Origin of the sequence: Shewanella sp. 10N.286.54.B9 (assembly GCF_041468565.1) — a bacterium.
Classification (GTDB): Bacteria; Pseudomonadota; Gammaproteobacteria; order Enterobacterales; family Shewanellaceae; genus Shewanella.
In genome coordinates, this window is record NZ_JBFRIY010000064.1 from 19,855 (window position 1) to 45,269 (window position 25,415).

Annotated in this window: 24 protein-coding genes, 1 pseudogene and 1 riboswitch; of the genes and pseudogenes, 13 read left to right on the forward strand and 12 right to left on the reverse strand. The window is 41.4% G+C overall.

Features of this window, described 5'->3' with window-relative positions; all coding sequences use genetic code 11:
- Positions 1-292: 292 nt before the first annotated feature.
- Positions 293-511, forward strand: coding sequence for a hypothetical protein (locus AB4135_RS19500; RefSeq protein WP_371995101.1), 219 nt, complete (start codon positions 293-295; stop codon positions 509-511).
- A gap of 314 nt (positions 512-825) precedes the next feature.
- Positions 826-1,593: a class I SAM-dependent methyltransferase gene (locus tag AB4135_RS19505; protein WP_371995102.1), complete on the forward strand. Its 768-nt coding sequence runs from the start codon at positions 826-828 to the stop codon at positions 1,591-1,593.
- Between the two features lie 83 nt (positions 1,594-1,676).
- On the opposite strand, the gene AB4135_RS19510 is transcribed toward AB4135_RS19505, so the two are convergent.
- The 3 genes from AB4135_RS19510 to AB4135_RS19520 all read right to left on the reverse strand — a co-directional run bounded on the left by AB4135_RS19510 (position 1,677) and on the right by AB4135_RS19520 (position 3,093).
- Positions 1,677-2,234: an HdeD family acid-resistance protein gene (locus AB4135_RS19510; protein ID WP_371995103.1), complete on the reverse strand. Its 558-nt coding sequence runs from the start codon at positions 2,232-2,234 to the stop codon at positions 1,677-1,679.
- 28 nt (positions 2,235-2,262) lie between these two features.
- Positions 2,263-2,571, reverse strand: a complete 309-nt coding sequence (locus AB4135_RS19515; protein ID WP_371995104.1) for a hypothetical protein — start codon at positions 2,569-2,571, stop codon at positions 2,263-2,265.
- 66 nt (positions 2,572-2,637) lie between these two features.
- Positions 2,638-3,093 (reverse strand): hypothetical protein, encoded by a 456-nt coding sequence (locus AB4135_RS19520; protein WP_371995105.1) that lies wholly within the window; start codon positions 3,091-3,093, stop codon positions 2,638-2,640.
- Between the two features lie 744 nt (positions 3,094-3,837).
- Positions 3,838-3,937, forward strand: a riboswitch (purine riboswitch).
- A gap of 24 nt (positions 3,938-3,961) precedes the next feature.
- On the opposite strand from AB4135_RS19520, the gene add reads away from it, so the two are divergent.
- From add to AB4135_RS19540, 4 genes are all read left to right on the forward strand, one after another.
- Positions 3,962-4,957 (forward strand): adenosine deaminase, encoded by a 996-nt coding sequence (add, locus tag AB4135_RS19525; RefSeq protein ID WP_371995106.1) that lies wholly within the window; start codon positions 3,962-3,964, stop codon positions 4,955-4,957.
- Between the two features lie 175 nt (positions 4,958-5,132).
- Positions 5,133-5,546 (forward strand): VOC family protein, encoded by a 414-nt coding sequence (locus AB4135_RS19530; RefSeq protein ID WP_371995107.1) that lies wholly within the window; start codon positions 5,133-5,135, stop codon positions 5,544-5,546.
- A gap of 175 nt (positions 5,547-5,721) precedes the next feature.
- Positions 5,722-6,162 carry a hypothetical protein gene (locus AB4135_RS19535; RefSeq protein ID WP_371995108.1) on the forward strand — a complete coding sequence of 147 codons (441 nt, stop codon included), beginning with the start codon at positions 5,722-5,724 and terminating at the stop codon, positions 6,160-6,162.
- A gap of 71 nt (positions 6,163-6,233) precedes the next feature.
- Positions 6,234-6,551, forward strand: a complete 318-nt coding sequence (locus AB4135_RS19540; protein ID WP_371995109.1) for a hypothetical protein — start codon at positions 6,234-6,236, stop codon at positions 6,549-6,551.
- A gap of 126 nt (positions 6,552-6,677) precedes the next feature.
- Here AB4135_RS19540 and AB4135_RS19545 read toward each other — a convergent pair whose 3' ends face one another.
- Positions 6,678-7,193, reverse strand: coding sequence for a GNAT family N-acetyltransferase (locus AB4135_RS19545; protein WP_371995110.1), 516 nt, complete (start codon positions 7,191-7,193; stop codon positions 6,678-6,680).
- A 102-nt stretch (positions 7,194-7,295) separates the two neighbouring features.
- Here AB4135_RS19545 and AB4135_RS19550 point away from each other — a divergent pair, with 102 nt between their 5' ends.
- The 4 genes from AB4135_RS19550 to AB4135_RS19565 all read left to right on the forward strand — a co-directional run bounded on the left by AB4135_RS19550 (position 7,296) and on the right by AB4135_RS19565 (position 11,530).
- On the forward strand, positions 7,296-8,726 hold the full coding sequence (locus tag AB4135_RS19550; RefSeq protein WP_371995111.1) for a PLP-dependent aminotransferase family protein: 1,431 nt from the start codon (positions 7,296-7,298) through the stop codon (positions 8,724-8,726).
- Between the two features lie 277 nt (positions 8,727-9,003).
- Positions 9,004-9,396 (forward strand): DUF4345 domain-containing protein, encoded by a 393-nt coding sequence (locus tag AB4135_RS19555; RefSeq protein WP_371995112.1) that lies wholly within the window; start codon positions 9,004-9,006, stop codon positions 9,394-9,396.
- Complete coding sequence (locus AB4135_RS19560) at positions 9,393-10,895, forward strand: arylsulfatase (protein ID WP_371995113.1); 1,503 nt, start codon at positions 9,393-9,395, stop codon at positions 10,893-10,895. Before AB4135_RS19555 ends, AB4135_RS19560 begins: the two co-directional genes overlap by 4 nt.
- 161 nt (positions 10,896-11,056) lie before the next feature.
- Entirely contained in the window at positions 11,057-11,530 is a 474-nt protein-coding gene (locus AB4135_RS19565; protein ID WP_371995114.1) for a peroxiredoxin, read from the forward strand.
- A gap of 75 nt (positions 11,531-11,605) precedes the next feature.
- On the opposite strand, the gene AB4135_RS19570 is transcribed toward AB4135_RS19565, so the two are convergent.
- The 4 genes from AB4135_RS19570 to AB4135_RS19585 all read right to left on the reverse strand — a co-directional run bounded on the left by AB4135_RS19570 (position 11,606) and on the right by AB4135_RS19585 (position 19,145).
- Entirely contained in the window at positions 11,606-12,457 is an 852-nt protein-coding gene (locus AB4135_RS19570; protein ID WP_371995115.1) for a hypothetical protein, read from the reverse strand.
- A 98-nt stretch (positions 12,458-12,555) separates the two neighbouring features.
- Positions 12,556-14,499 (reverse strand): methyl-accepting chemotaxis protein, encoded by a 1,944-nt coding sequence (locus tag AB4135_RS19575; protein WP_371995116.1) that lies wholly within the window; start codon positions 14,497-14,499, stop codon positions 12,556-12,558.
- A gap of 244 nt (positions 14,500-14,743) precedes the next feature.
- A complete protein-coding gene (locus AB4135_RS19580; protein ID WP_371995117.1) occupies positions 14,744-17,911 on the reverse strand; it encodes a lantibiotic dehydratase in 3,168 nt (1,055 codons plus the stop codon).
- A gap of 10 nt (positions 17,912-17,921) precedes the next feature.
- Entirely contained in the window at positions 17,922-19,145 is a 1,224-nt protein-coding gene (locus tag AB4135_RS19585) for a lanthionine synthetase C family protein (protein WP_371995118.1), read from the reverse strand.
- A gap of 262 nt (positions 19,146-19,407) precedes the next feature.
- On the opposite strand from AB4135_RS19585, the gene AB4135_RS19590 reads away from it, so the two are divergent.
- Positions 19,408-19,668 (forward strand): hypothetical protein, encoded by a 261-nt coding sequence (locus tag AB4135_RS19590; protein WP_371995119.1) that lies wholly within the window; start codon positions 19,408-19,410, stop codon positions 19,666-19,668.
- A 673-nt stretch (positions 19,669-20,341) separates the two neighbouring features.
- On the opposite strand, the gene AB4135_RS19595 is transcribed toward AB4135_RS19590, so the two are convergent.
- Positions 20,342-21,004, reverse strand: a complete 663-nt coding sequence (locus AB4135_RS19595; RefSeq protein WP_371995120.1) for a lantibiotic dehydratase — start codon at positions 21,002-21,004, stop codon at positions 20,342-20,344.
- A 10-nt stretch (positions 21,005-21,014) separates the two neighbouring features.
- The gene (locus tag AB4135_RS19600) at positions 21,015-22,235 is read right to left on the reverse strand and encodes a lanthionine synthetase C family protein (RefSeq protein WP_371995121.1); all 1,221 of its coding nucleotides are present in this window, start codon (positions 22,233-22,235) and stop codon (positions 21,015-21,017) included.
- A 274-nt stretch (positions 22,236-22,509) separates the two neighbouring features.
- Here AB4135_RS19600 and AB4135_RS19605 point away from each other — a divergent pair, with 274 nt between their 5' ends.
- Both AB4135_RS19605 and AB4135_RS19610 read left to right on the forward strand, forming a co-directional pair.
- The gene (locus tag AB4135_RS19605; RefSeq protein WP_371995122.1) at positions 22,510-22,740 is read left to right on the forward strand and encodes a hypothetical protein; all 231 of its coding nucleotides are present in this window, start codon (positions 22,510-22,512) and stop codon (positions 22,738-22,740) included.
- 166 nt (positions 22,741-22,906) lie between these two features.
- Entirely contained in the window at positions 22,907-23,032 is a 126-nt protein-coding gene (locus AB4135_RS19610; protein WP_371995123.1) for a hypothetical protein, read from the forward strand.
- Positions 23,033-23,547: 515 nt separating this feature from the next.
- Here the strand turns inward: AB4135_RS19610 and AB4135_RS19615 are convergent.
- Positions 23,548-24,729: pseudogene (locus AB4135_RS19615) on the reverse strand (IS4 family transposase).
- Positions 24,730-25,112: 383 nt separating this feature from the next.
- The coding region (locus tag AB4135_RS19620; protein ID WP_371995124.1) for an integrase core domain-containing protein at positions 25,113-25,415 on the reverse strand (303 nt) is incomplete at its 5' end.

Below are 25,415 nucleotides of genomic sequence, written 5' to 3' on the forward strand. Positions count from 1 at the left end.
GGGGGGGGGGGGGGTTATTAGACAAGAGACTTTACATTGAGTAGTTGAATAGGCACTCAACTGGACAGGTATTTAGCATTATTGCTAAAAATCTACTTATCTTTGAATCAGTCCAGTTGACTGCTGAGTGGGCGATGTTAGTTATTTAATACTTTCGTATGGCGAAATTGAAGATAGTTACGCTGTTTTAAAGATAAATTCATGTTGATTATGATAGCGTTGACAACTTCTCTTGCTGGGATATCTTTGTAATATACCGCACGGTATATTTTATCCAATAAGGGAAGTAAAAATGAAAGTATTAGACTTGAAAGATTTGGCCTTGGTCTCAGGCGCTGGCGCTTCAACTCCAACAGAAGGAACTGTTTGCCCGCCAGGCGAAGATCCATCTCAACCTGGAAACGCACCTGGTACTGGTGCGCCTAGCAACGAAGGGACTATTTGTCCTCCAGGTCCAGGCACCGAGCCTGGCACAGCTCCAGGTGTCGATGGCATGCCTGGTCGCAATTAATCGCGAATTTACATTGACAGTGAGCAAATGAAGCATGGCCCATAGTGCCATGCTTTTTTCTGAGATTCTCTCCAATCTATTTCGAGCAAAGTGATGGTTTTTGATAGTGCTATGCAGTTTGCTTAATAGGCTATAAGTAACTCTTGCAAGTTGAGTATTGCTTAAAAGAGAGTGAGCGCACTCAAAACATGTCGAGCTTGCTTCACAGTATCCTACAGAGTTTGAATAATAGAGTCTTCTTGGATAGTGAATAGTACTGTAGATACAGCAGTGATGAGTGCTATTATTGCTATGCCTATTTTCAGAAACAGAGCTTGATAGTGATTAGTATTTTTTTCAATCGCCATTTCCCAACTTTAGAATCAGCCTGTGAACGCTGGGGGCTAACCTATAGCGATGATGCAGAATTTGAATTGCGCTTTGAACACAATACGTTAAGCCTATATAAGCGCGATGAACCTAAATTAGATGGTATCAGCGTTGATTTTGTTTCGGGGGCCGTGGCTCATAGGCGCAAATTTGGTGGCGGTCGTGGTCAATCAATTGCAAAAGCCGTTGGGCTGAAACAAGGCATTACTCCGACGGTTGTTGATGGCACTGCAGGCCTTGGTCGTGATGCATTTGTGCTTGCAAGCCTAGGCTGTAAAGTGATTATGGTTGAACGTCACCCCGTGGTGGCGGCACTGTTAGAAGACGGACTGCGGCGCGCTTATGAAGACAGTGAGATTGGCGACTGGATGCAACAGCGTATGAGTCTATTTCATGGCTCAAGTATTGATGCACTAGCAGATGCCGCTAAGTCATCAGGCACCGAAGTGGATGTCGTTTATCTTGACCCCATGTATCCTCACCGTGAGAAATCAGCATTAGTTAAGAAAGAGATGCGAGTATTTCAAACTCTAGTGGGTGCCGATCTTGATGCTGACGGCCTGCTTAAACCAGCACGCGAATTAGCGACAAAACGTGTGGTGGTGAAGCGCCCTGATTACGCCGAAGATCTTGATGGAGTCAAACCGAGTATGGTACTTGCTCAGAAAAAGAACCGCTTCGACGTGTATGTTAAGGCGGCAATGACCTCTTAAGTTTCTGTATCGATGAATAAAGGTTTTTAAACACAAAGCCCAGATATCACTATCTGGGCTTTGTTTTATCTGTTGCGTGTTGATTACTCGCTAGCGGCTATTTTCACTTCAGAACCGATGAAAATAAAGCTAATGCCTTCGAATATAAATGACACTCCAACAAAAATACCCAATATAGATAAAGAAAAATCGGCATCATTCATTAAACTGAAAAAGTAACTGGCAATCGCTGTGGATATCAAGCCGCCAACTGCGATCCAGCCCCAACCGCTCATAGTATTACGATTACTGAAAGCAAATATCATGCGAGTGATACCGTTAAGCATCATGATGCTAATCATCAAGGCTGTAATGGTTAGCACGCCAACAAAAGGTTCAGCTAAGATCAATATACCGCCAATGGTATAGAGTAACGCACTGACAACATACCAAAGTTTGTCACCCCATTGTGGAATGCCTACGGCATGGTATAGCTGAATAAGGCCAACCCCGATAAAACATCCACCAATAACGCTAGCGATGGTGACGCCTGCTGCAACTGGCATTGCGATAGCTGCTATACCTGTGAGCGCTACGATAATGCCTATGATGGCAAACCAAATCGCATCTTTGCCAAAAAGAGTGTTTTCTTCGTTTTTCATGTCTAATTTCTCTGTTAATTGTTAATAATTAGTTTGTTGCAGCAATGACTGTGCAGCCGTCGCCTTCATTACAGTTAACGGTATAAACCTGCTTTACTTTGCAGCCCTTAACACCGATTTGATATTGTGGTCTTTCAAAATCTTGTCTGAATCCGTCGATAGCAATCTTTTTGCTACTGATCATCGTTGATGAGACATCACTGCAATCATTTTCAAATTTGAATCTGTTTTCTGCAGATTTGGTTGCTTCAGGTTGATATGACTGCAAGTACTCAGTGGGAGACTGGCAACCGACAAGAAATACACTCAATGCTAACGCTACGCCTAGAATTTTCATTTTTACTGCCTTTTTGTAAGTTGAATTTAACTCAATTAATTGGATTTTTAGTGCTAGTTACCAGGGCTATTTTGGCGCTGAAAACTCTGTGATTTTGGCTATAAATTCGTTTTCACCCTGCAAAAACCTGTCACCCTTAAGCAGTGCTGCACTGAAGTATTGAGGGTTATCGTTTAGCAGTTTTATAGAGGCTTTCTCGCTGAGCTCCTCAATACTGTTTTTGCTATGCACAAAATATGAAACTGACGGAACTAGACCCAAATTAGCCGCTTCTACATCAGAAACTTTTTTAAGTTGAACATCAGCGGTGATTGATTCGGCGACCTCTAGTACGTCGTCAAGGTAGTAGGATTCCATTGACACATAGACGCCTCCGCTTAAATTGATAACCTCCATTTTGCTCATTTCATTACTAAATGAATTAACGTCATCAAGATTATTATCGATGATGGTGTCTGCCATTACAGCGCTAGACGCTAATGCTAGTAGCGCAATAGAGAGTGTTGTTAAAGTTTGTTTCATGGGTGGAGCCTCTAAACTAATTTGTGGGTGATTTAAGTGATGCAGCTATCGTAATGAGAGGCAGGATTGATAACATATTGAATAAATAAAATTGTTATAATCGATATATTATCTATATCAAGTTGTTGTTATTTAATAGATTAATGAGATGTGTTTTTTTAAATAATGGTTGTGAGCGCATTCGACTTTCAACAAATGACAGAAGATACGTTATATGTGGGATTCACAGCTGACCGAAATTGTCCTTTTACTGGTTTTTTGCGTCACTTCCTGTGAAGCTTTACTATTAATTTGGCTAATATAGCTATTTGGTTTGTTGTCGCTGTGTTGAAAGGTAACGGTTTAGGTCAGTCTAAAAGTGCTTTAAATAGTGGGGGCAATAATGTTTGCCCATCATTTCGAACTCGCGCACCGCTGCGCGCCATAGAAAGTTATGATAGCAGAGCTTTCGGCTCTTCAACGTGGCAATGGCTTGCTAATAAGCAACTAAATATGGCGTTATTATCGATTTATTTTATAGTTTAGCTATGGCGCGAAATGAATTTCAGAAATTCATCAATAGACAAAAAGTAGTGTGAAAAAACCAAGTGTATGTATTTAAAAGTAATAAATAGCGGCAAAGAGTAAAGTGAACTTATTTTTAATAAACTCCATCAATAACAGACTATTAACCCTAAAGTGGCGTCTGTATTTTAGTTGTGGAGAATTTTCACTTACTTGTAGTTTTACTGCTAAAAATGTTAAATTCGCAACCGCTAATCACTTCGTATAATCCCAATGATATGGTTTGGGAGTTTCTACCAAGAGCCTTAAATTCTTGATTATGAGGTCTGTGACTTTGATGTCTTATTTATAAAGGTAGAGACCTATGAATTATTTAAACTTGCCCAAAATCGATCTTCACTGCCATTTAGATGGTAGCGTCCGTCCGCAAAGCGTGATTGATATTGCCCAGCAGCAAAATATTACGCTTCCAAGCACTGAGCTTTCTGAAATTCAGTCTCTGATGGTTGCGCCAGAACCTTGTTTAAACCTCGATGAGTACTTAACTCGATTTGAACTGCCGTTGTCGGTAATGCAAACCGCAGAAGGTATAGAGCGCATCGCTTTTGAAGTCTTTGAAGACGCAGCTAATGAAAATGTTAAGTATCTTGAAGTGCGCTTTGCACCGTTATTGCACCTGCAAAGTGGATTAACCCTAGAGCAAGTAATAGCGAGTGCGGTTAAAGGGATGAAAAGAGCGGAGGCTCAATGCGATATTAAAGGTAATTTCATCCTATCGATTATTCGTAATATGCCTAAAGACAGAGTGAATGAAGTTATCGACGCCGGTGCGAGCTTTATTAATCATGGCGTGGTGGCGTTTGATTTAGCTGGTAGCGAGCTAGCTGGCTTTTGCGAAGGTTTTATTCCCCATGCTAAGTATGCGGTTGAAAAGGGCTACCGAGTCACTATTCATGCTGGTGAGCAAGGTGTTGGTCAAAATGTGCATGATGCAATTGCAATGCTTGGCGCTGAACGTATTGGTCATGGTATCGATATTAAAACGCATCAACAGGCATATGATTTAACTAAGCGCAATTCAGTAGCGCTTGAAAGCTGCCCGACCAGTAATGTGCAAACAAAAGCGGTTGATAGCTTAAGCGAGCACCCGTTTAGTGAGTTTTATAAAGATGGTGTGTTGATCACCATTAACACTGACAATCGTACAGTTTCTAACACCACCATGACTGATGAAGTGCGTAAGGTGATGCAAGAGTTTAACCTTAGCCGTGCAGAGTACTTCGAGATCTACAAGATCAGTGTAGAGCACTCATTTGCATCAGATGCGGTTAAGCAGCAGCTGTTGGTCTTAGCTGAGTAAGTAATATATGTCAGGCCAAAGTACCTTTGCCTGACTGTGCAAACAAGACAATGGCTCAACACTCTGTTTGAGCCATCCTTAATTCCACCTCTTTAGATGATTACTGCCGCACATTACTTGGTTATTCTTGGCGTCAATCAGTCTTTTTAGCATTTAATTGTTGGAGCCGTAACCTATGAATAAACCAGTTGAACAAACCATTGGCAGCATTGCTTTGGTGGTTAAAAACTATGATGACGCGATCGCGTTTTACACTCAGAAACTACAGTTTGAGCTCATTGAAGATACCGATTTAGGTGACGGCAAACGTTGGGTGCTAATCTCTCCGCCGAATTCGAGTGGTACCAAGCTGCTACTGGCGCAAGCCAGCAGTGCAGAGCAAGAGCTCGCTGTTGGAAATCAAGCTGGTGGCCGTGTATTTCTATTTTTACACAGCAATGACTTTTGGCGAGATTATCATCAAATGCAAGCTAATGGCGTCGAGTTTACCGAAGAGCCGCGCGTTGAAGAGTACGGTACCGTGGTGGTGTTTAAAGACCTTTATGGTACTAAGTGGGACTTATTGCAGTTAACGGAAACAAGTGTGTAACGGCATTTTCTTTGTAAAAAAGCTTATTTGTTATTTGTGTTTGTATATAAATAATTAGCAGTGTGGATTTACCCGCCTGCTGTCATTGTCGTTAGAGTATGTTGGTAAGTTTATCTGTCGGTATTAATGATATTAGGCCGAGCAATCACTATGGAATTTGAAAGGTTGTAACTAAATGGAATTTTCACAATCGCGTTTTCAAGATGTATTTTCTCGGATTTACGAAGCTGTTTTCAATGGGGTATGGTACTTGGTTGGTATTATTCTTACTTTGTATTTATTCTCAGATGTGGAGGGCTTTTTTCGTACTCAGTTACTTGGGGTTATTTTCTCTACGATTATTTCAGTTGGTATTATTGGATATTTATTGCTTAAGTATAAAAATGGTTCGAAGCAGCTTTGCCTAAACGAGGATAAATTTGTTTATCGAGATGGGGAGAAAGTTACCGAATTTGCTTGGCAAGAATACCAAGGTTACAAGATTACCCGAATCCCACCTTATAGAGTTATCGTAAAAGACAACATTTATAATAATACTCGCTTTAGTTATTACGCATTTTCACCTCAACAACGGCAGCAGATTTTTAAAATATTGGATACTAAATCGCGAAAGTGACAGCCCCTTGTTGGGGTAATAGTTGAGCAAATAGTTATTGCGCCGGCACGGTTAAACATAAGGAGTGTGATTTGAATTATACAGATTGGTTTAAAAAGGAATTTCCTCAACTAAAGGAAAGCGCTAGCACAGAAACACTGAGCTATATTCAACAGGCAAAATCAGAAACAAAGTGGCTGGCAGTATTGGTCGCATTTTTTTCGGGAATATCCTCCGTTGTTATTTCAAGCTCTATACTTGAATCATATGGTTTTATACCATTCAGGAGTGTGGTTTCCTGGGCTGGGTTTGCCATCGCTTTATTGGTGGGTGCGCAGCTAAGTAACCAACTTGAAGTTGTCATTGTGAAAGCAAGAATAAGAAAATTGCTCCTAGCGGCTAATCATTGATGGCATGCTAATAACTGTTAGCCAGCCAAGGTCATTTAAGTATCTGGCTAACGTGCAGCAGCGCTGAGTTAAACCGACAGTTGAAATTAATTTAGCTGTCGGTTTACTATTGATAAAGAGAGGTTGTCAGCTTTTGAGTTGAATGGCATAGCTGTCCAAGGTGTAGCCATCCTCTTGATATTGCCTTTCAAACTTAAAGCCTAGTTTTTCCAGTACGTGACTTGAGCCTGTATTTTCTGGTATTACCTCACCATAAACCTTATCAATAGTCATATGCTCTTTGGCATAATCAATACAAGCTTGATTTGACTCGGTGGCGAAACCTTTACCCCAGTAATCTGGGTGGAAACGATAGCCAATATCAACAGCATCAATGCGGGTTTCATTTTTGAAACCACAAAAACCAATAACTTCGCTTGTCTCCTTCAGTACCACAGCCCAGCGAGCAAAGCCGTATTTAGCGTATTCTTTTAGCCATATGTTTTCAATGATCCCCAATGCGTCTTCAATACTTTCACAAAGACCTGCATCACCGGTGTAGCGGTTAACCTCTGCAGGTGCGTTGAAATGATAAACCGCTTTTGCATCTTCACGGTTAAACTCTCGGATGATTAAGCGTGGCGTTTCGGCAATTATATTCATTGTTGTCTTCCTCTAACTGTATCTGTTTTACTTTACATGGAGTTCATAAAGCAAAACAGATACAGTTATTACCCATAAAACCCAATACAGATAATAAGCCCCATGAAACAGTTTAAGTATCGTAGCATTGTCGATGAGATAATAATGTTGATTGAAAGGGGCCAGCTGCTGGGTAAGTTAACTTCAGTGCGAGCTTTGGCAAGGCAGAAGCAGTTGGGCGTGTCTACCGTTGTACAGGCTTATCACGAATTGGAGCGGCTAGGTTGGATAGAAGCTAAGCCTAAAATGGGTTATTTTGTTGTGGCACGGCCGCAGGTTGTTGAGCTCAATTATGGGCGTCAGATTAATCGAGTCATCGCTAGCCTTGAGCTTGATCAAGCGGTGCAGTACTCGTTTAACGATCCTGACATATTACCGCTGTCTTGCACTGCACCAAGTACCGTGATCGATCCCGAAATACTGCTTAATCAATTACACCGAAAAGCGTTGACTAAGCGCCCGTATAAATTGTGGATGCAAGACCCTATTGAAGGCGTCGCTGAGTTTAGACAGGCTATATGTCGGCATCTTGCGTCAAGCCAGCAGGTATTTGATCATCAACAAGTATTGGTTACCAATGGTCGGCAAGAAGGTTTGTTGCTGGCGCTTACGGCGGCAAAGGCGTTAAAGCAGCCGATTGCTGTTGAGTCGCCGATGTCTTTCTACTTTCAGACGATGTTGAAACAGTTCAGTGCCGATGTGATTGAAGTGCCGATGCAGACGCATTACCAAGATGAGCTGGATCTGCTGAGTGATGCTTATAAGTCCCAGCCGTTTGCGACTTACTTGGTCAATCCCAACTTTGCCGATCCGACAGGTAGAGTGCTGAGTGTTGATGACAAATTACAATTAATTGAATGGGCTGAGCAACGTGGCGTGACGTTAATTGATTATGACCGCGGCGAGCTTTATTTTGGTCATTATCGCCCGGCAACCCTTGCCAGTCTTGTCGATAAAAAATCACCCTGCAGAGTCATCAGTATTGGTGACTTCTTTGATACAGTTTCACCGACAATAAGCCTAGGATACTTGCTATGCATCAATACTTTTGATGAGTGCCAATTCGCCAAGCAAACCATTGCTGAAGAGCCAAGTATTGTGCTGCAATATATGATGCAGCAGATGATGGAAAGCGGGCAATACCAGAAGCTGTTAAGGCAGTTACGCAATCAAATACAAGCAAACTACAGTGAGGCATTAGCATTGCTGAGCCCTGCGTTGGCAGTGGTTGAGAATAAGCAATTTTATATCAGCCAGCCAAGTGGTGGGCCTTGTTTGTGGTTTAGGTTGCCAGATGGTTTAAGCAGTGAAGTGCTGTGGCATAAAGTGATTGAACATAAGTTATCGATAGCGCCTGGGGTGATGTTTTCACTCAACCAACGATATGATAATTATTTTCGGGTAACCTTTGCTCTGCCCTGGAATAAAGAGATGATAAATGGCTTTAAACTATTGGGGGAGTTAGTTGCTGAGTATGTGCAGCAAGCACAATAATTTACTCATTAGTGTCATTGCTTAAGGTGCTGCGGTTGCTTGTTGTAGGGACTTGTTGCTGAACCCTTTGCTGTACTTCCAATTTTGGGATTAGTTTATTTACACTCAGCTATTTTCTCGTGTATAGCCTCTGGCTACTTAGCCATTACAATTTCTAATTGGCAAATAGATAAACTATTGTAAATTTCGCCCTTTTTCCCCTTTTCTCGCTCAAAAACTTGAATCCTTATCATCCTCTACTAGTCTTTGTTTAAATCGAATTTAACAGGGATTGTGGATGACGTTACCCAGTAAATTTCTCATCTTAGCGGTGATAGGATTAACCCCTATTGCACTGTCATATGGACTCTTTCCAACACTATCAATGCACTTTCTGTTTGGGATAGAAGCTGAAGGGGTCAACTTCACTCATATCTTTCGCGCCATTATGGGGCTCTATTTTGCCAATGCTGCATTTTGGTTGTTGGGTGCTTATAAGCAAAAGTATCGCCAAGCAGCCCTATATAACCTAATTGTCTTTATGTTTGGTCTAGGTGCAGGGCGGTTACTCAGTTTAATGATTGATGGAATGTCTCACTGGTTGTTGTTTGTTTATCTCTTGCTAGAGGTTGGCTTTGGTGTGGCAGGTATTTTTATGCTTAAGCAAGCACAAAAAGAGGCAATACAATGAAAATAGTATACAAAACAATAATTCTGGGGATGCTCGCAGTGCTGTCATGCAATGTGAGTGCAGCCAAAGATAAACCCAATATTTTCGTCATTTTTACTGATGATATTGGGATCTCTAATCTAAGCGCTTATCACAATGGGGTTATGAGTAGCCATACACCGAACATCGATAGCATTGCCGAAAAAGGTATGCTGCTAACAGATTACTATGCGCAACCATCTTGTACTGCAGGTCGTTCTGCCTTTATAACAGGGCAGTTTCCTGTAAGAACAGGGATGCACACTGTAGGCCTACCAGGAGGCCCTGTAGGGCTAAATAAAGATACACCGACACTGCCAGAAGTTTTAAAAACCATGGGGTATATGACTGGGCAGTTTGGTAAGAATCACTTAGGTGATCGGGACGAGTTTTTACCGACTCAACACGGTTTTGATGAGTATTGGGGCTGGCTATATCACCTCAATGCGATGGAATACACTGAAGATCCTGACTGGCCAAAAGACAAAGCATTTCAGAAGTTTGCTCCAAGAAATGTTATCTATGCAAAATCAGATGGCAAAGGGGGACAGACAATAAAAGATGATGGTCCGTTGCCAATTGAGAGAATGCGCACTTTAGATGATGAAGTTAACAAACATGCAATTAACTTTATTGAAAGAGCTGTTAAAGCAGATAAACCTTTCTTTACTTGGTATTGCCCATCGCGAGGCCATGTATGGACTCATCTGTCGCCTAAATATGAGAAAATGCTCGGCAGTAATGGTTGGGGTCTACAAGAAGTGGTGATGAAAGATCTCGATGACCATGTCGGTGAAATGCTGGCTAAAATAGAAGAGTTAGGTATTGCAGACAATACTATTATTATTTTCACTGCCGATAATGGCCCTGAGATAATGACTTGGCCTGATGGCGGTATGACTCCGTTTCACGGTGAGAAAGGGACCACTTGGGAAGGTGGTGTTCGAGCACCATTCTTGATCCAATGGCCAAATAATATTCCGGCTGGAAAGGTGAATAATGGCATGTTCGATGGCATGGATCTGTTGCCCACTTTAGTCGCAGCAGCTGGTGGTCCGCAAGATCTTAAACAAAAAATGCTTAAGGGATATCAAGGCTTTAAAGCGCATTTAGACGGTTATAATCAATTAGATATGTTGACTAAAGATAAGCCATCGAATCGTAAAGAGATCTTCTACTATGAGCGTACTAAGCTGCAGGCGGTTAGGGTTGGTAACTGGAAAGCGCATTTTGTAGTGCAGAATCATGGTTGGAGTGGGGCGAAAGAGGAGTTAAATGCGCCGTTACTGTTTAATTTACGCCAAGATCCTTACGAGCGGGCAGCGGAAGAGTCGGGTATGTACCTTAAATGGATGGGGCAAAAAATGTGGGCCTTTGGCCCTGCACAAGAAGCGGTTGCGCAGCATTTGGCAACCTTTAAACAGTGGCCTGCAGTCACTGCTGATAGTGGCCCTGTTAATAGTGGTGGAGTCGGCAATTAGCTAAGTTGAATCGACGCGTTAAAAGCTCATCATAAACGATGAGCTTTTTTGTCACTATCAGTACTGTGATTAGATAACCTTATTTTCTATCTGTATTTGTTTTTGATAAATTGCACTAGCATGTAGCCACAGTTACCACATTACATTGAAAGGAGCGGATGATGATTGAACAAGGACAAGCTTTACCAGAGGGGACTCTGTCAGAACTAACAGCTGAAGGTATGTTAAACCATAACGTAGCTGAGCTATTTTCCAATAAAAAAGTGGTACTTTTTGCCGTGCCGGGTGCTTTTACCCCCACTTGCTCTGAAGCACACTTACCCGGTTTTGTAGTGATGGCTGATGAGTTTAAAGCCAAGGGTATCGATATTATTGCCTGCGTATCTGTTAATGATGCCTTTGTAATGAAAGCTTGGGGCGCAGCGCAAAATGCATCAGAGCTGATGATGTTAGCCGATGGTGATGCTAGTTTTACTAAAGCACTCGGATTAGAGATGGAAACTGCTGGCTTTGGTGGTACGCGTTCGCAGCGCTACGCAATGGTAATTGATAATGGCGTGGTAACAACACTTAATGTTGAAGCACCGAAGTCATTTGAAGTGAGCACTGCTGAGACTGTGCTCGCGACAATTTAAGTTTTACATATTGAAGCAATAAAAAAGGAGCGAATAAGCTCCTTTTTTATTATTTGGCGTGCTTACCAGTAAGCGCTAAAAGTAATGTACATACTCAACCGCGACTCGATACAGCACATCATCAAAGCCGATCAGATCCTGCTCTGACTCTCTGTCGATATATTGAGTCATAAAGTGCAGCAGATTATTGTTATTCGACAAAGGCACTATCACCCCCATATTTAACCGGTTGAAGGTATATGATTTGTTGCTGTCATAGCCCCAAAGTCCGTCGTAACGACTGTATTCTAATGATAGCTGTACGCCGGTGTGGCTAAAGGTGTAGCGGTTACTCCAAGCGAAATAGTAGCCGTAGCCTTTACGGTTTAGCTCTTCTTCTGTAATGCCTTGAGACTCTCGTGGCCAATCATCATCTTTTTCCTCTTCGCTATAAGCTAAACCTAGAGTAAGACCTAAATCATAGAAATTTTCAGTACCATAACGGTTGTTCAGCCCTATTCCTGCTACCGCTAAAACCTCAAACTCTTCCAGTTGTTGGCTGTTGTAGTGACCTTCAAGACGGCCAACAAAGCTCAAAGTGTGGTCAATATTATCATTGATGTTCATGAATGGACGTTGGTAGTGAAACTTTAAATCCATCGAGTTACGATATCGATCTTCATCGTATTTTTCTGAATCTTTTTCGTAGTAATAGGTACCGCGCACTCTAAAGTAGTTTTTGTCTAGCTTGTAGGTTTTGTCATAGCGTAAGTCATCCCAAATCAATGACAAACCAACGCCTTTAGACAGTGAGCTGTCTGGAGAGTCTTCGTAGGCTTCCATAGCAGATATGACTGATACGGCAAAAGGAGAGTCAGTGGTTTCAGCATTTACCTGACCTGATAAAAAACTTGTCGCAATAATTGCGCTTAAGAGGAGGCTTTTCATGATGTCCCTATTATAATTAAACCCAGCAATATGCTGTTGAAAGTAAGTTCATTTTAGCTGGGTTTTTACATAAAGGTTACCAAGAAATGTCTCTTTTTTTAAACAGCAGTTTTAATCCCGAGGCTGACCTCTATATTTTCAACGCTGAGTTCAACCTCATTGGCAATTTCCTCACTTTGTTGTGATGCAGCTTGAGCATGGTTTTTGAGGCTATTCATTGCGCTGACAAAATCGTCAAGATAACTCACCTGTTCTAACGTGCAGCTGGCTCCCTGCTGGGCGGTGCTAGCCATTTCACTTGCTTGAGTTTGCACACTTTGTGCTACTTGCCAAAGGCTTTGTGCTCGCTGTTTCTGTAACAATGTAGTTTCTTCAATGCCTTGTACTCGAGTATCGAGATCGCTATTGGCTTGAGTCAGTTGATTGAGGATCTGCATGATCTCTTTTAGGGAGATTTGCGTGCGTTGTGAAAGATTACGTACTTCATCAGCAACCACGGCAAAGCCTCGACCTTGCTCACCGGCTCTAGCCGCTTCGATAGCTGCATTGAGCGCGAGTAAGTTGGTTTGCTCAGCAATATTGCTAATGACATCAATGATCCTAGATACGTCAGAGACTGAGGTAGTTAAGCTCGAAAGTGACTGGTGACAATGGGTTACTGCCGTCTGTGATTCTTCGGTGGCATCTAATACAGCCTGCGCCTCTTGCTGACTAAGCTGCATCTGCTTCATGGTCTGTTGTGCACTTTTTTCGACCTGTTCAGAAGTTTGGCTAACATCGTGTGCTAATACCCGGATATGCTCTGTTTGATCTTGGGCTGTGAGTACAATATTTTGGGTCTGTTCTGTGCTGGCGGAAATGTGCGAAATGCGCTCAACCAGCAAGCTTAAGGATTGTGATACCTGGGTTATTTGCTCTCTTTGTACCTCATCTTCTTTTTCAAATCTTTGTAAAAGCTGATTAAAATGGCCAGCAATTTGGCCTGTTTCACAGCGGCGCTGTATCGCGAGCCGTTCTCTACTGTTTGATTCACTCAATTTGTGGAAGGCGCGATTAAGGTGTTTTAGTGGTTTTATCACGCGGCGCTGTTGCAGTACTAAATAGCCAATGGCGAACACAATCAGTACTGACACCATGGTATAAATTACCATGCTGAGCTCTTGTTTCAATTGCTGATTATGCTGTTGTTGCTCTAAGCTTAACGCTAACAAAAGTTGCTCTATATTGGCGATATCTTGCGTCATCGCTTGCTGAGTTCGCTGGTTATCAATGACTAGAGAGTGCGTGTTATTGACCTCTTTGTTATAGCGGTTACTTAAGCTCAATAGTTCGTTGTAGGCATTTTCGCCAATTTCTATCTCTTCTCCGCCATCATCACCAAGAGCAAATTCATCGACTTCCACTGTTTCATATATGCCGATAAGCGGTAGGGTTTCGAGCGTATCATGCCAAACATTGAGCTCTGTAATCAGACTGTCTAGCATTGGTTTTAGACGTTGTTCTTTGCCGATTAAGTAACCATCAGTGACTTGAGATAAACCATAAACTAACGGAGGAAGCTCTCGGGTTAGCGCTAGATATTTATTGGCAAGATCTGGCTGTTGTTGCAAGCCTTGAAAAGCATAATCGGCTAGGCGTCGATTATAATCGAGCATCTCTGATTCAGCATGGGCAAGCAGTTGCCGTGGGTTGCCCGCGAGCTTACCTGCGGCGCGGTAATCATTATCGAGTGCAAGCACGAAACTGCTAATCGCAGCTTGTAAGGGAAGGACTTCGACACTTTCTTGTTGAGCTATGTCGGCTTGAATTTCAGCTAGATTGAGCTTTGCTTGTTCAAGTTTACTGGCATCACCACTCGACAGGTAGCTATCAAGCTCTCGCCTTATCTCTACCAGAAACGTTCTTTGGATCTGCTGTAATTCTGAGGTTTGTTGCTCAATAAATTGTCGCTCTTCACTACTCCAAAACACCACCCCTGCGAGTAATGCTGCAATGAATAATAATACTGCGGATGCAGAGAGTGACAGAGTTGAAATTTTCATTCCGTTGACCGATATCTAAAAAGGTGGCGTTAGAATATGTCACTTAGATTACAAAAAAATTACAATGAAACAAGCAATTAGAAAAACACTGTTTGATAACCCTAAAGCTGAAAATTACTCAGCTTTTCTTTGGGTTTAACTATTAAATGTGTGCAAAATGTGTGGCGTTATCAGAAATAGTATATGCGAGCAGTTGTAGCTGATTAGAGGCCGTTACAACTGCTCGGTGCTGGTTAGGTAAAGATTAGTGCTGCTTCTCTTTTTGAATTTTAGAGAAATAAAACCGTCGGCTGAAATCATGAACCACTAATTCTTGCTCCCGGCCATAGGCTTTAAATAGCCGATTATTATGCATGTGCAGCAGTGAATTAATCAGGGTATCAAAGCTACAGTTAAGTTTGCCGTCCTCATTGAGTGCTTTAAGCGCTGCAATCATCGGTTCAACAGTTATACGCCACTGCTGTAATAGCCTGTGTAATTCCAATTGGCTTGCTGAAAGCTCGGCAGTTGCAACGTTTGTTGCTGAAAGGTGTGCTAGCTGAGCCATGTCAGCTTCCAATAATGCTTGTTTCTCTTTGAAACGTTTGCCTAGCTGTTTGCGCATCACTGCGCTTTCATTAAACTCGGCTCCAAAGCCCGCACGTAATCTTGTTAATAGGTTTAGCGTGTCTTTATCATTGTAACCAAACATGCCAAATAACCAATTACAGCTGAGTACTGCAATCCTCCAGCGCATGTCTTCACCAAACTCATCGATACTTTGCATCGTTGTCGCAATAAGTTGGCTATCAGCCATAAATAGCGTTTCGACTAACTCCATCGCTTGCGGGCCACCATAGCGTTCCACTTCACGCTCGTAGGTTGATACTTCAATTCGATGTAATTGATTGGCGGCTAATAAAGGTTCAAAGACTGAATTTAGTATCGGTAATAGTTGGCCATAAAGTTTCGCTGGAGAACCTTGAAATCTAAGTCTTATGTGCCAGTCCGGATCGCCGTAACGGATAAAGAACCACTTATTAAATAACTCTTTATGCTGTTCAATTAAAGGCAGCAGCCGTTCGCTGAGTAAGTTTTCGACCGTGGTGTTGCCCGAGTATATTTTGAGGCTGAGCCACTCTGAACCCGGTGCAAAGCGGCGAATGATATTTTGTGCTGCAATATTCTTCCCTGGATTTTCATGCAGGCATGTGTGCTTTGTCGCTTCAGGATTGAAAAACGGAATAATGATTTCACTATTATAGTGCTGTCCATTTTTATCGCTGACCACGGGTGATAACGTTTGGCTAAGAACTTCTTTTAGATGAATAAGTTTAATCCCTCTAGACTCTGACAGCAAAATATCCAGCATTGCAGGGTTGCGCAGGTCGAGCTGTAATACGTTGTCATTCACAGAGAACAGTACCCAATTGTCGAGGTGATATTGTTGTTGAAGTGTTTGCCATTGCTTGGAGTTGATTTGCTCTTTTTGATATAATTTTTCTAATTCTTCTCGCGGTATTTTCCAAGATTTCTCTGCCAGAATCAGGTTATCAATCATTATTCGAGGTGTGAAGGCGGCACTATCCATGCTTACTGGTTTTGAGAAAGTGGGTAGAGAAGTCGATTGGTTCTGTAGTGTTGATAGAAAACGATAAGCACTGAGGCTTCTGTTAGAATAGTTGTGGGCGCAGGATAGCCTTGGTATCACTTGCTTATCATGCTTTATCGACCAAAGTTTCACTTCATTATTTTCTACCCATACATATAAGTCGCTTAATCCTATTTGTTTACTGGGCTCAACTGATGAGTCTGCCATAAAGCTAATTTCGTAATCTCGTAGGTGCGGCCGAGCAATAACATTACCGGGGCGGCCTTCTGGTACATGTGCTATTTCAGCAAATATGACCTCTGGATTATACGACTCTTCCTGACCAAGATGTGCCTGGACTTTAGTCTTAAGGTTGTCATCTAGGTGGCAAAATCTGCCTAGCAAGTTGGCTGCTGATGGCCCATAGCAACCATTGAACTTAAATATAATGTCACCCGTTTCATCGTAATAGCATGAGACCATAGCCGCAAAGGATGCAGGTAGCTTGCTATCTTTCACTTCAGCTTTTAGTTGTTTTTTCATCTTTGTTGATGAGATGTTGAGGACACTACTTCTGCTGGCATCTGGAGTTGAATAAGCTCGTTCTATTTCAATATCCAGTAAGGTTTTAGTGGCTTGTGTTCGGCTTTGATTATTGGTGCGTACTACATTTATGCCTGCAATGAGCGGCGATTCATAACCTGTTTCGTTGGAAAAGCCAATGCCAGACTCTTCATCGAGCAATAGATTCAATGGCACAAATTGGCCTTCAAAGCGTTGGTTGAATTTCTGTATGAAATCGCTAAAAGGCGAATAGATGTTTTGATTATTTTTATGCAGAAAATCTAAATAGCGGCCGAGTTTGTCGATCTCTTGCTGCGACAATTGGCAGCTATCGAATTGACGTATGCAGTCCGTTTGGAACAGTTTACCTTCATCGGGCTTGATGAGGTCGTTCTTTAAAGAGTGGCTGATGGCGCGATATTTTTCGACGGCTATAGGAGCCTGCTTATCAAATTCTTGTAGCTTCCATAAACCTGTTGCTAATTGATCGGAGTATTCGGCCTTGCCGATGGCTTTGAGCGTATTGACTAGGCTGTTATCTGGTGAGTCACCAGTGAGTGGCATAGGCAGATTAGCGACTAATACCGATTCGCTAATTAGCTGCTCGATATAGCTTTCAACATCAGATTTGGCGGCTTCGGGATAGGTTAGCAGAAATTGTTCGACAAGAGAGATAAAAGACAGATGCTGCTTGGCAAGTGATAAGGCTGTTAAAAAATACTCGTCCGTATCAATCGCTGATAGCCGATACTGTTGGCTGTTATTAGATTGATAAGGTTCAATATAACGGCATTGTTTGGCGACGAAATAGTGTGAGCTGTTGGGCACATACCGTAAGGTTTTATCGCGCAAAGCGAGTGTTGCCACTTTAGTTTTAAGTGCACTTAGGTAAAACATATCTAGACGTGTTTTACGTTGGTCTTGTAAGTAGTCTTTGCAAATGATGTTGCACTTGTCTGTGACTTTACCTAATCCAATGCCAGAAAACAGTCCAAATGGTGTTGGACGAGAGCTCATGCGGATCAAGTATTTAAGTAAAGACTGTTCAGTCTTTTTAGCCTGTTTTGTATCAGGTTTTGCTCGCCACTGGTTCAAACTGTCTATTAGCGCGGGGCTCGCTAAATACAGCGCTTCTTCTACCCCAGGCATTGCTAGCCAAGCCTGTAATTGCTGGCGCATTTCATCGTGGTCAGCAGATATTTGAGTAATTGTTGCTAGAGGCAATCTTGGTGCGCGAATAGCAAAGAAGCTTTCGTTGCTTGCAAATGGTTTTGTCATTAGTCATCCTTTACTTTAATAGCAGGCTATCAGCCCAATCTGCATTGCCTGTCGTGGCAGTGATAAGCGCCAAACCAATCCCTGCATAGCCAGTCAAGAAACCAGTATTATGTTCGTATTCATCAGGCTCGGCAGTAAAACCAGTGAATCCTTTAAGATCATTGTCTTTATAGAGTTGCAGGGTGAAATCTAGCCATTTTAATGCAGCTTGTTCAAGTTGAGGTTCATCGAGAATTTCATTTAGCAGTTGGAATATAGTGATAAGTCCGCTACTGCCATGACAAATTCCGGCTTCGAAAATTTGACCTGCTTCAGCATTTTTTTTGCTAGAAAATAGTGCAGTTTCTCGTGCGATATCGGTGAATTTGCTAATGTTAAGCGCTTGACCTGCGCGAGCGAGGGTCAACGCAATGGTGAGATCGCCATAGCACCAACCAAGCCTAGAGGCTGAGCTTCCTCCTGCAACTGCAGGAAAGGTCAGTTCATGTTCAGCAGTGTTAATTCGCTGCTCAATTAACCAATTACAACTGTAAGTGATTAACGTCTCGACTCTAGCTTTAAGTTGGGGAATGGCCAACGCCGGGATGAGTGCCGCAATAATGCCGGGGACGCCATGAGCAAGGCCTAAATTGAACTCTTTCTTTTCTGCTGCTTCAGTATTCAATCTAAAGACTGAGTTTACAGGTTGTGGCCACGACACTTGATTTGTCGCTACTGTTATTGCAAGGGTTTCATAGTGTTTGACTATTTGTTCGTACAAGCGGTAGTCATCAGACTGCTCTAATCTTCTGGCGGCATAGGCTGCCACACCTGCTAAGCCCAAGACATGCTCTAGTTCGCCTTGCCATTTGGGAAAAGTAATGCGGCTAAGTAGCATGTTATCGATTGCCGCGCAAAACTCTACATCATAATCTAGTGCTTGCTGTTGGTTTAGGAACTCTAGTGTCCAACCGATACCGCTGACTCCAGTACTCATTCCTAGTGCTAATTCTTTTGTCGATAGAGTCGTTATAATATTACTTATATCGGCGTTAATCAGTTGCTCTATATCGAAACTATCGCTATCAATGAGTTTTTCTACTAAATATAAGTAGGGGATTTCTCCGGTTCTTCCACCTAGAAAATGGTAGTTAATATCCTTCTTATTAACGATGTAATCAACAACTTTATTGTGTATATTGGTAATTATTAACTTTTTTTCTGAGGATAAATCTAGTGGCGTTATCATGTGCATGGATGGGTAACTTTAAATTGACATTTTTAATGTCATTTAAATAATACAAGTTGATTTGTTGAGTACAATGGTTTTATTTTAAAATAGTATGAATTATTTTCATTGCATTACGCCTTTAAATAGTACTTATTTAGTATTCTGTTAATTTTACTTCATCGCTATTGTAAGTTTTCTAGCTGATAGCTAGTTCTAACTGGTATGGCCATAAACCATGCTGATTTTAAAGGTTGGAAAATATATTTTATAACAGCAAGGAGCTATAATGAAATTAACATTAAAAAAGAAGCCGATTAAAAATCTTTCCATAGATGAAGCTGTACTTCCGAGTGACGCTACCGCCCAAATTGCTGGCGGTCATTGCCCAACAGATACTTGCAGTTTAGGTTGTCCGCCAAATGCGACAGACAATCATCCTGGATATACTGTAGAGACTTATGACCATTGCTATAGTAATCGTCAACCCGGTCAACCCGGTCAACCTGGATATGGCTGCCAGCCAGGCGAGCCAGACCGACCATATTAATACCAATTGCATTAAAAGTTTAACCATGTAGCTGGAACTTAAAGCGCTGTAGGCAAATAACGGGATTTGAACTAATAGTTATTCTATATCCAAATCCCATAGCAAAGCATACAGCGTTTTGTCATTTTTTGCCTCAGCCGCACTATGTGAGCTCCTCAGTCTTTTCATTTCTGCTTTACATTCGCTTAAAAGGCAATAGCCATTTCCATACCAATACACTTTTAATTGAAAAGTAGCGGAACTATGAACGGGCAAAATAATTAATGAAATTGGTATAATCTGCACACTATTATTAGATTGATTTACAATCTACCTTGTCACTTAGGTGACACTAATTTTTCATTTAAATATCAATGGGGCGCATATTGATATTAATTTTAAATAAAATTCTATAAAAATACTTGAAGTGTAATGCCATTTTTCTACCGGTGCTGCAGCTAAAGTGATTGGTGCTGGTGGTCAGTCAGGAGGTTGTGGTTCGAATGGTTTTGATAATGCCCCCTGCTTTTGGTTATACAGATATAACTGGTGCAATAATATCTAAATTTGAATGTGGTAAATATGAACCTAAATAATAGCGGGTGTAATTTCAATAGTTCGTTTTAACTTATAAATTGGAAAGGAAGCTTGGTATCATTCAGATGTATTTATTCCTTAAATTATATCAATGCGATTAACACCCGATATAGCTTTCAACATCAGATTTGGCGGCTTCGGGATAGGTTAGCAGAAATTGTTCTACAAGAGAGCTAAAAGGCAGTTGCTGCTTGGCAAGTGATAAGGCTGTTAGAAAGTACTCGTCGGTATCAATCGCTGATAGCCGATACTGTTGGCTGTTATTAGATTGATAAGGTTCAATATAACGGCATTGTTTGGCGACGAAATAGTGTGAGCTGTTGGGCACATACCGTAAGGTTTTATCGCGTAAAGCGAGTGTTGCCACTTTAGCTTTAAGTACACTTAGGTAAAACACATCTAGACGTGTTTTACGTTGGTCTTGTAAGTAGTTTTTGCAAATGATGCTGCACTTGTCTGTGACTTTACCTAATCCAATGCCAGAAAACAGTCCAAATGGTGTTGGGCGAGAGTTCATGCGGAGCAAGTATTTAAGTAAAGACTGTTTTGTATCAGGTTTTGCTCGCCACTGGTTCAAACTGTCTATTAGCGCGGGGCTCGCTAAATACAACGCTTCTTCTACCCCAGGCATTGCTAGCCAAACCTGTAATTGCTGGCGCATTTCATCGTGGCCAGCAGATATTTGAGTTATTGTTGCTAGTGGCAATCTTGGTGCGCGAATAGCGAAGAAGCTTTCGTTGCTTGCAAATGGTTTTGTCATTAGTCATCCTTTACTTTAATAGCAGGCTATCAGCCCAATCTGCATTGCCTGTCGTGGCAGTGATAAGTGCCAAGCCGATCCCGGCATAGCCCATGAGAAAACCGCTGTTTTGTTCGTGGTTATCTGATTCATCTGTATTGCCGAGTAAGCCTTTAAGGCCATTATCTTTATAGAGTTGCAGGGTGAAATCTAGCCAGTTTGACGCAGCTTGTTCAAGTTGAGGTTCATCAAGAATTTCATTTAGCAGTTGGAAGATAGTGATAAGGCCGCTACTGCCATGGCAAAATGCTCCATCGTTAATAAGGCCCTCGCTAGCGGATTTGTTGCTTGATCGCATTGCGGTGTCGCGCGCTACTTCAATATAAGAGCTGATGTTAAGTGCTTGGCCTACACGTGCTAACGTAAGCGCAATAGTCAGATCGCCGTAGCACCATCCTAGTCTTGAAGCCCTTTTTGACCCAACTGCCGTTGGAAAAGTCAGTTTATGTTCGTCAGTTGTAATTTGCTGCTCGATCAACCAATTGCAACTATGAATGAGCAGTGTTGTTACTCTGCTTGCCAACTGAGGGATTGCCAGTGCGGGTAAAATGGCGGCAATAATACCGGGAACACCATGAGCTAAGCCTAAATTGAACTCGATATCATCGACTGCCTCTGGGTTGAGCCTGAAAACTGAGTTTGTAGGTTGTGGCCAAGATAGCTGCTCTTCATTCACTCTTATTGCTAATCCTTCATAGTGTCCAATAACCTTATCGTATAGTCGGTAGTCATTTGAGTGCTCTAATCTTCTGGCGGCATAAGTCGCTATACCTGCTAACCCCAATACATATTCAATCTCTCCGTGCCATTGTGGGGAGCTAATGTGGTTAATCAGTAATTGATCTAGGGTATCGCAAAGCTCCGCATCGTAGTCTTGCTGTTGTTGATTAAGAAACTCAAGTGTCCAGCCTATGCCGCTAACACCATTACTTATTCCTAACGGTAACTCTTGGGTTGATAGCGCCGCCATAAGGTGATCTATATCGGTATTGATCAGCTGTTCAACTTTTAGAGTGTCGCAGTCAATAGTGCTCTCTACTAAATATAGATACGGTATTTCACCTGTACGGCCGTCTAAGAAACTATATTGAATATTCGAGCTATTAATAATGCTAGCAACAAAACAATGATGAATGACTTTTATCTCTTTTTGTTGTGATAAAGATAAACGGATAGGAGCGATATATGACATAAGTTGCAGGGTTCTAGGTTAATTTGATTATTGACAAATATAATACAAGCTAGGTGGTGGCACGCAATAGCTTCGCTCTCTCTATAGGTGAATCGTTTTCATCATTATTATTCGCAATGAGCACTATGTTGGTATTTTATTATTGTGACTATCCCAGTAGTTTTAATGTCAGCACTGCCGGTTAATAAAACTGGTCACTAAATAAATCAGTGCTTACAAGGACAGTTGATTTACATCGTAAATTAACTTGTTATTCATTAATAAAGGATTTCAAATGAAATTATCATTGAAGAAAAGTCAATTAAAAAATCTATCCAAAGATAATGCGATTCTGCCTAACGATGCGACTGCACAAATAGCGGGAGCGGGAGCTTGTACTCCGTGTTGCCCACCTCAAGCAAGCGATACTTGCCCACCTGAACCAACCGTTAGAGGTTGCCGACCTGATTACAGTGCTCGAAAAAATCCTAATGGGGGATGGGATGGTTGTTATGGTGCCCCTTAATAAAGGGCACGGCGCAATAAAAGCTTAAAGAAATTTGAGTCTAACTTAAGGGTTAGGCTTTTTGATTTTTATTGCTAGCTGTTAATTTTTTCAGCTAGTTTAAGGTTATTTCAGCTAGTTGCTGATGAGTGCATCAGTAATGATGATTCTAAATCAGGAATGAAAAATGCAATTACTTTTAAAGAAAAATCAATTAAAAAAACTAACCAAGGATAATGCGGTTCTGCCTAATGACGCGACTGCACAAATAGCGGGAGCGGGGCATGAGGCTACTGATATAAATCGCAATTAATAATTTTGTTGCTGTGTCACTCAGCTACGGTATAGCTGCGCCCAGCGAAAAGCTCCCCAAGCAACAGCTGACGGTGCTGCTGGCTCTGGCCGCTGTGTTTACTAAGATGCAATGTAGTTGTAACAAGTTGGTGTTTGCAAATAATTTTCTGCCTGTTACTTTGTAGCGTTAATCCGGATGATAAAGCACTGACTCTCAAAATGGCCATTATTATAAAGTTCCCCTTGTTGCTGCTTTTGAGTCCCTGCCAAAATATTTTTTAGATTAAAATTTTTGTATAAGCAATACACTACAGTCAATGTTGCTGATGACAGCTATTAACTTATGGAATAATTATGTCGGTGGTCGCTTGGAGTAGTTTTTAACCTGAAATGTAATGCATTATTATGATGCTTATACTAAAAGCATGAATGTAGACTATTGTTTTATTTAAATTCTACCTTAGTGACTATTTACTACTTCTTCTATCTGAGTATGATTTTTTTTGGGTTGGAGCCTGAGGGGACCCCACGAATTTATAAGTATGCTTGTGGAGCCACAACAAAATTCTGCAGCATCTTAAATGCCGACTGCCAATGCGACTTCAACAGCTTCAAATTATTGTCTTTGTATGCTCTCAAGCCTATAAATTGGTTTGAGAGTACGTTGCGGTGCTTTATTGAGTTCGCTTGATATTGCCAGTGTTTACCCGCGGCTTTCACTGCTAAACCTAGTAGATAAAGGATAAACTGTGACAGACAAGCAATGAGTAGTAATACGCTCAGCCTGCTCGCTATTCGAATACCGCTATCATTCACTCTCAAAACAGTTTTAACATCTCTAAAGCTTTCTTCTATTTTCATCCTCGTTGCGTAAATCTGAACGGCTCTTTTAACCTTAAATTTTGAGTTACAAAGTGATTTCGCTAGTAACCAAGGTTCTTTTTCTCGCTCGGCACTCGTACGAGACTGCTTACAACGCCTGTTTTTATCACCTGTTGCGGTTCTATCTTTTCGTCCTTTAGGGTCACGTTTAAAGATAACTAAACGAGAGCTGAAAGAGACCTGTTCTCCTAAAAAGTATACGCCGAGATTTTTAGCTCTAGATCTTGCTAGAACATAGAGTTTTTTGACTGGATACCAATGATGAACCGCGATTTTTCTGCAGTGTGTTCTATTTCTAAAGCGGCCTACATAATCCCAATTAAGAGACAAACCTGTTTAAACCAAGGGATACGAAAACATGCATCAGTGACGATAATAGGCTTACAGTCGTCAGACAACATAGCCTTTAGTTTTGTCATAAATAACAGGTGAGTTTTTGGCTTCTGAGTGGATGTATCTCTTCGTAAAGCGTTAGTGACCTGCCTTGAGCTGCAAGTGAAGCTCTGATTAGAAAGTGTTGTTTACGGTCGTCAAGATCTGACCAATCGATATAAATAATTGGCTGCTTCATTGTTCGGACTTACAAATAGCTTATTCGGGTATAGATGAACTCGATATCACGATTTAAGTTGACGTTACTACAAGCCTATCAACACGTTTAATCTTATGTTTTTCCAAGGTATTACTATCAATGTCGCGACCAAGGCCAGTGATTGATAGGGAGCCACCATTCATTGAACTTTCGATTGCTGAAAACAAACTCTGTCGACGAGTTTTGTGTATTGATGGGGTGATAAGAGAGAGACATTCTGATAAAACTTGCTTTGCATTCATGGTATTTACTCGTGGTAATTTTTGTTTGGCGATAAATTTGATCACCAAATGCCATGAATGTTCCTCTCTTTTTTATCTATCTCATTATTTATTCGTATTTTTTTGTGGGGATTTGTCAGGGTTGAAGTTAATTTAACTTTGATTCCATGTGGACATTTTTAATCTTAGTTTCGCTATAAAAATTAATTTACTTTTTTTGGAGTTAGAATGAAGTTGGTTTTAAAGAAAAACAAAACTAAAGTCACTGTCGATAAATAATCGTGTTTTTCCCATTGGGCTTAAACAGACTATTGGTGGAGCAGGTCCTTCTGATGTCTGTGGTTCTAATGGTTGTGATAACGTTGATCTTATTTCTGATGAGGATATTACTAAAACTGTAGTGGTCAACTAATATTGGCCACGATCTTAGAGTTTAACCAGAACAATCGTTCTGATTCATTAGGTGTCAGTCCGCCGTTATATTGATGCGGGCGAAGCTGACAATAATATCCAATTATGTATCGTGTAATTTCTTGCTGAGCTTCTGCAAAGTTGCGATACCCTGTCGTTGGTATCCATTCTGTCTTAAGGCTCCTAAAAAAGCGTTCCATTGGACTATTATCCCAACAATTCCCACGTCGAGATAAACTTTGTTTGAGCTGGTATCGCCATAATAGTTGCCGATATCTTCTGCTTGTATAGTGAGT

Excerpts from the sequence above, each read along its gene's own strand:
- AB4135_RS19500 (WP_371995101.1), top strand. The coding sequence starts at position 293 with ATGAAAGTATTAGACTTGAAAGATTTGGCCTTGGTCTCAGGCGCTGGC.
- AB4135_RS19510 (WP_371995103.1), bottom strand. The coding sequence starts at position 2,234 with ATGAAAAACGAAGAAAACACTCTTTTTGGCAAAGATGCGATTTGGTTT.
- AB4135_RS19515 (WP_371995104.1), bottom strand. The coding sequence starts at position 2,571 with ATGAAAATTCTAGGCGTAGCGTTAGCATTGAGTGTATTTCTTGTCGGT.
- AB4135_RS19520 (WP_371995105.1), bottom strand. The coding sequence starts at position 3,093 with ATGAAACAAACTTTAACAACACTCTCTATTGCGCTACTAGCATTAGCG.
- add (WP_371995106.1), top strand. The coding sequence starts at position 3,962 with ATGAATTATTTAAACTTGCCCAAAATCGATCTTCACTGCCATTTAGAT.
- AB4135_RS19530 (WP_371995107.1), top strand. The coding sequence starts at position 5,133 with ATGAATAAACCAGTTGAACAAACCATTGGCAGCATTGCTTTGGTGGTT.
- AB4135_RS19535 (WP_371995108.1), top strand. The coding sequence starts at position 5,722 with ATGGAATTTTCACAATCGCGTTTTCAAGATGTATTTTCTCGGATTTAC.
- AB4135_RS19545 (WP_371995110.1), bottom strand. The coding sequence starts at position 7,193 with ATGAATATAATTGCCGAAACGCCACGCTTAATCATCCGAGAGTTTAAC.
- AB4135_RS19550 (WP_371995111.1), top strand. The coding sequence starts at position 7,296 with ATGAAACAGTTTAAGTATCGTAGCATTGTCGATGAGATAATAATGTTG.
- AB4135_RS19555 (WP_371995112.1), top strand. The coding sequence starts at position 9,004 with ATGACGTTACCCAGTAAATTTCTCATCTTAGCGGTGATAGGATTAACC.
- AB4135_RS19560 (WP_371995113.1), top strand. The coding sequence starts at position 9,393 with ATGAAAATAGTATACAAAACAATAATTCTGGGGATGCTCGCAGTGCTG.
- AB4135_RS19565 (WP_371995114.1), top strand. The coding sequence starts at position 11,057 with ATGATTGAACAAGGACAAGCTTTACCAGAGGGGACTCTGTCAGAACTA.
- AB4135_RS19570 (WP_371995115.1), bottom strand. The coding sequence starts at position 12,457 with ATGAAAAGCCTCCTCTTAAGCGCAATTATTGCGACAAGTTTTTTATCA.
- AB4135_RS19575 (WP_371995116.1), bottom strand. The coding sequence starts at position 14,499 with ATGAAAATTTCAACTCTGTCACTCTCTGCATCCGCAGTATTATTATTC.
- AB4135_RS19580 (WP_371995117.1), bottom strand. The coding sequence starts at position 17,911 with ATGACAAAACCATTTGCAAGCAACGAAAGCTTCTTTGCTATTCGCGCA.
- AB4135_RS19585 (WP_371995118.1), bottom strand. The coding sequence starts at position 19,145 with ATGCACATGATAACGCCACTAGATTTATCCTCAGAAAAAAAGTTAATA.
- AB4135_RS19590 (WP_371995119.1), top strand. The coding sequence starts at position 19,408 with ATGAAATTAACATTAAAAAAGAAGCCGATTAAAAATCTTTCCATAGAT.
- AB4135_RS19595 (WP_371995120.1), bottom strand. The coding sequence starts at position 21,004 with ATGACAAAACCATTTGCAAGCAACGAAAGCTTCTTCGCTATTCGCGCA.
- AB4135_RS19600 (WP_371995121.1), bottom strand. The coding sequence starts at position 22,235 with ATGTCATATATCGCTCCTATCCGTTTATCTTTATCACAACAAAAAGAG.
- AB4135_RS19605 (WP_371995122.1), top strand. The coding sequence starts at position 22,510 with ATGAAATTATCATTGAAGAAAAGTCAATTAAAAAATCTATCCAAAGAT.
- AB4135_RS19610 (WP_371995123.1), top strand. The coding sequence starts at position 22,907 with ATGCAATTACTTTTAAAGAAAAATCAATTAAAAAAACTAACCAAGGAT.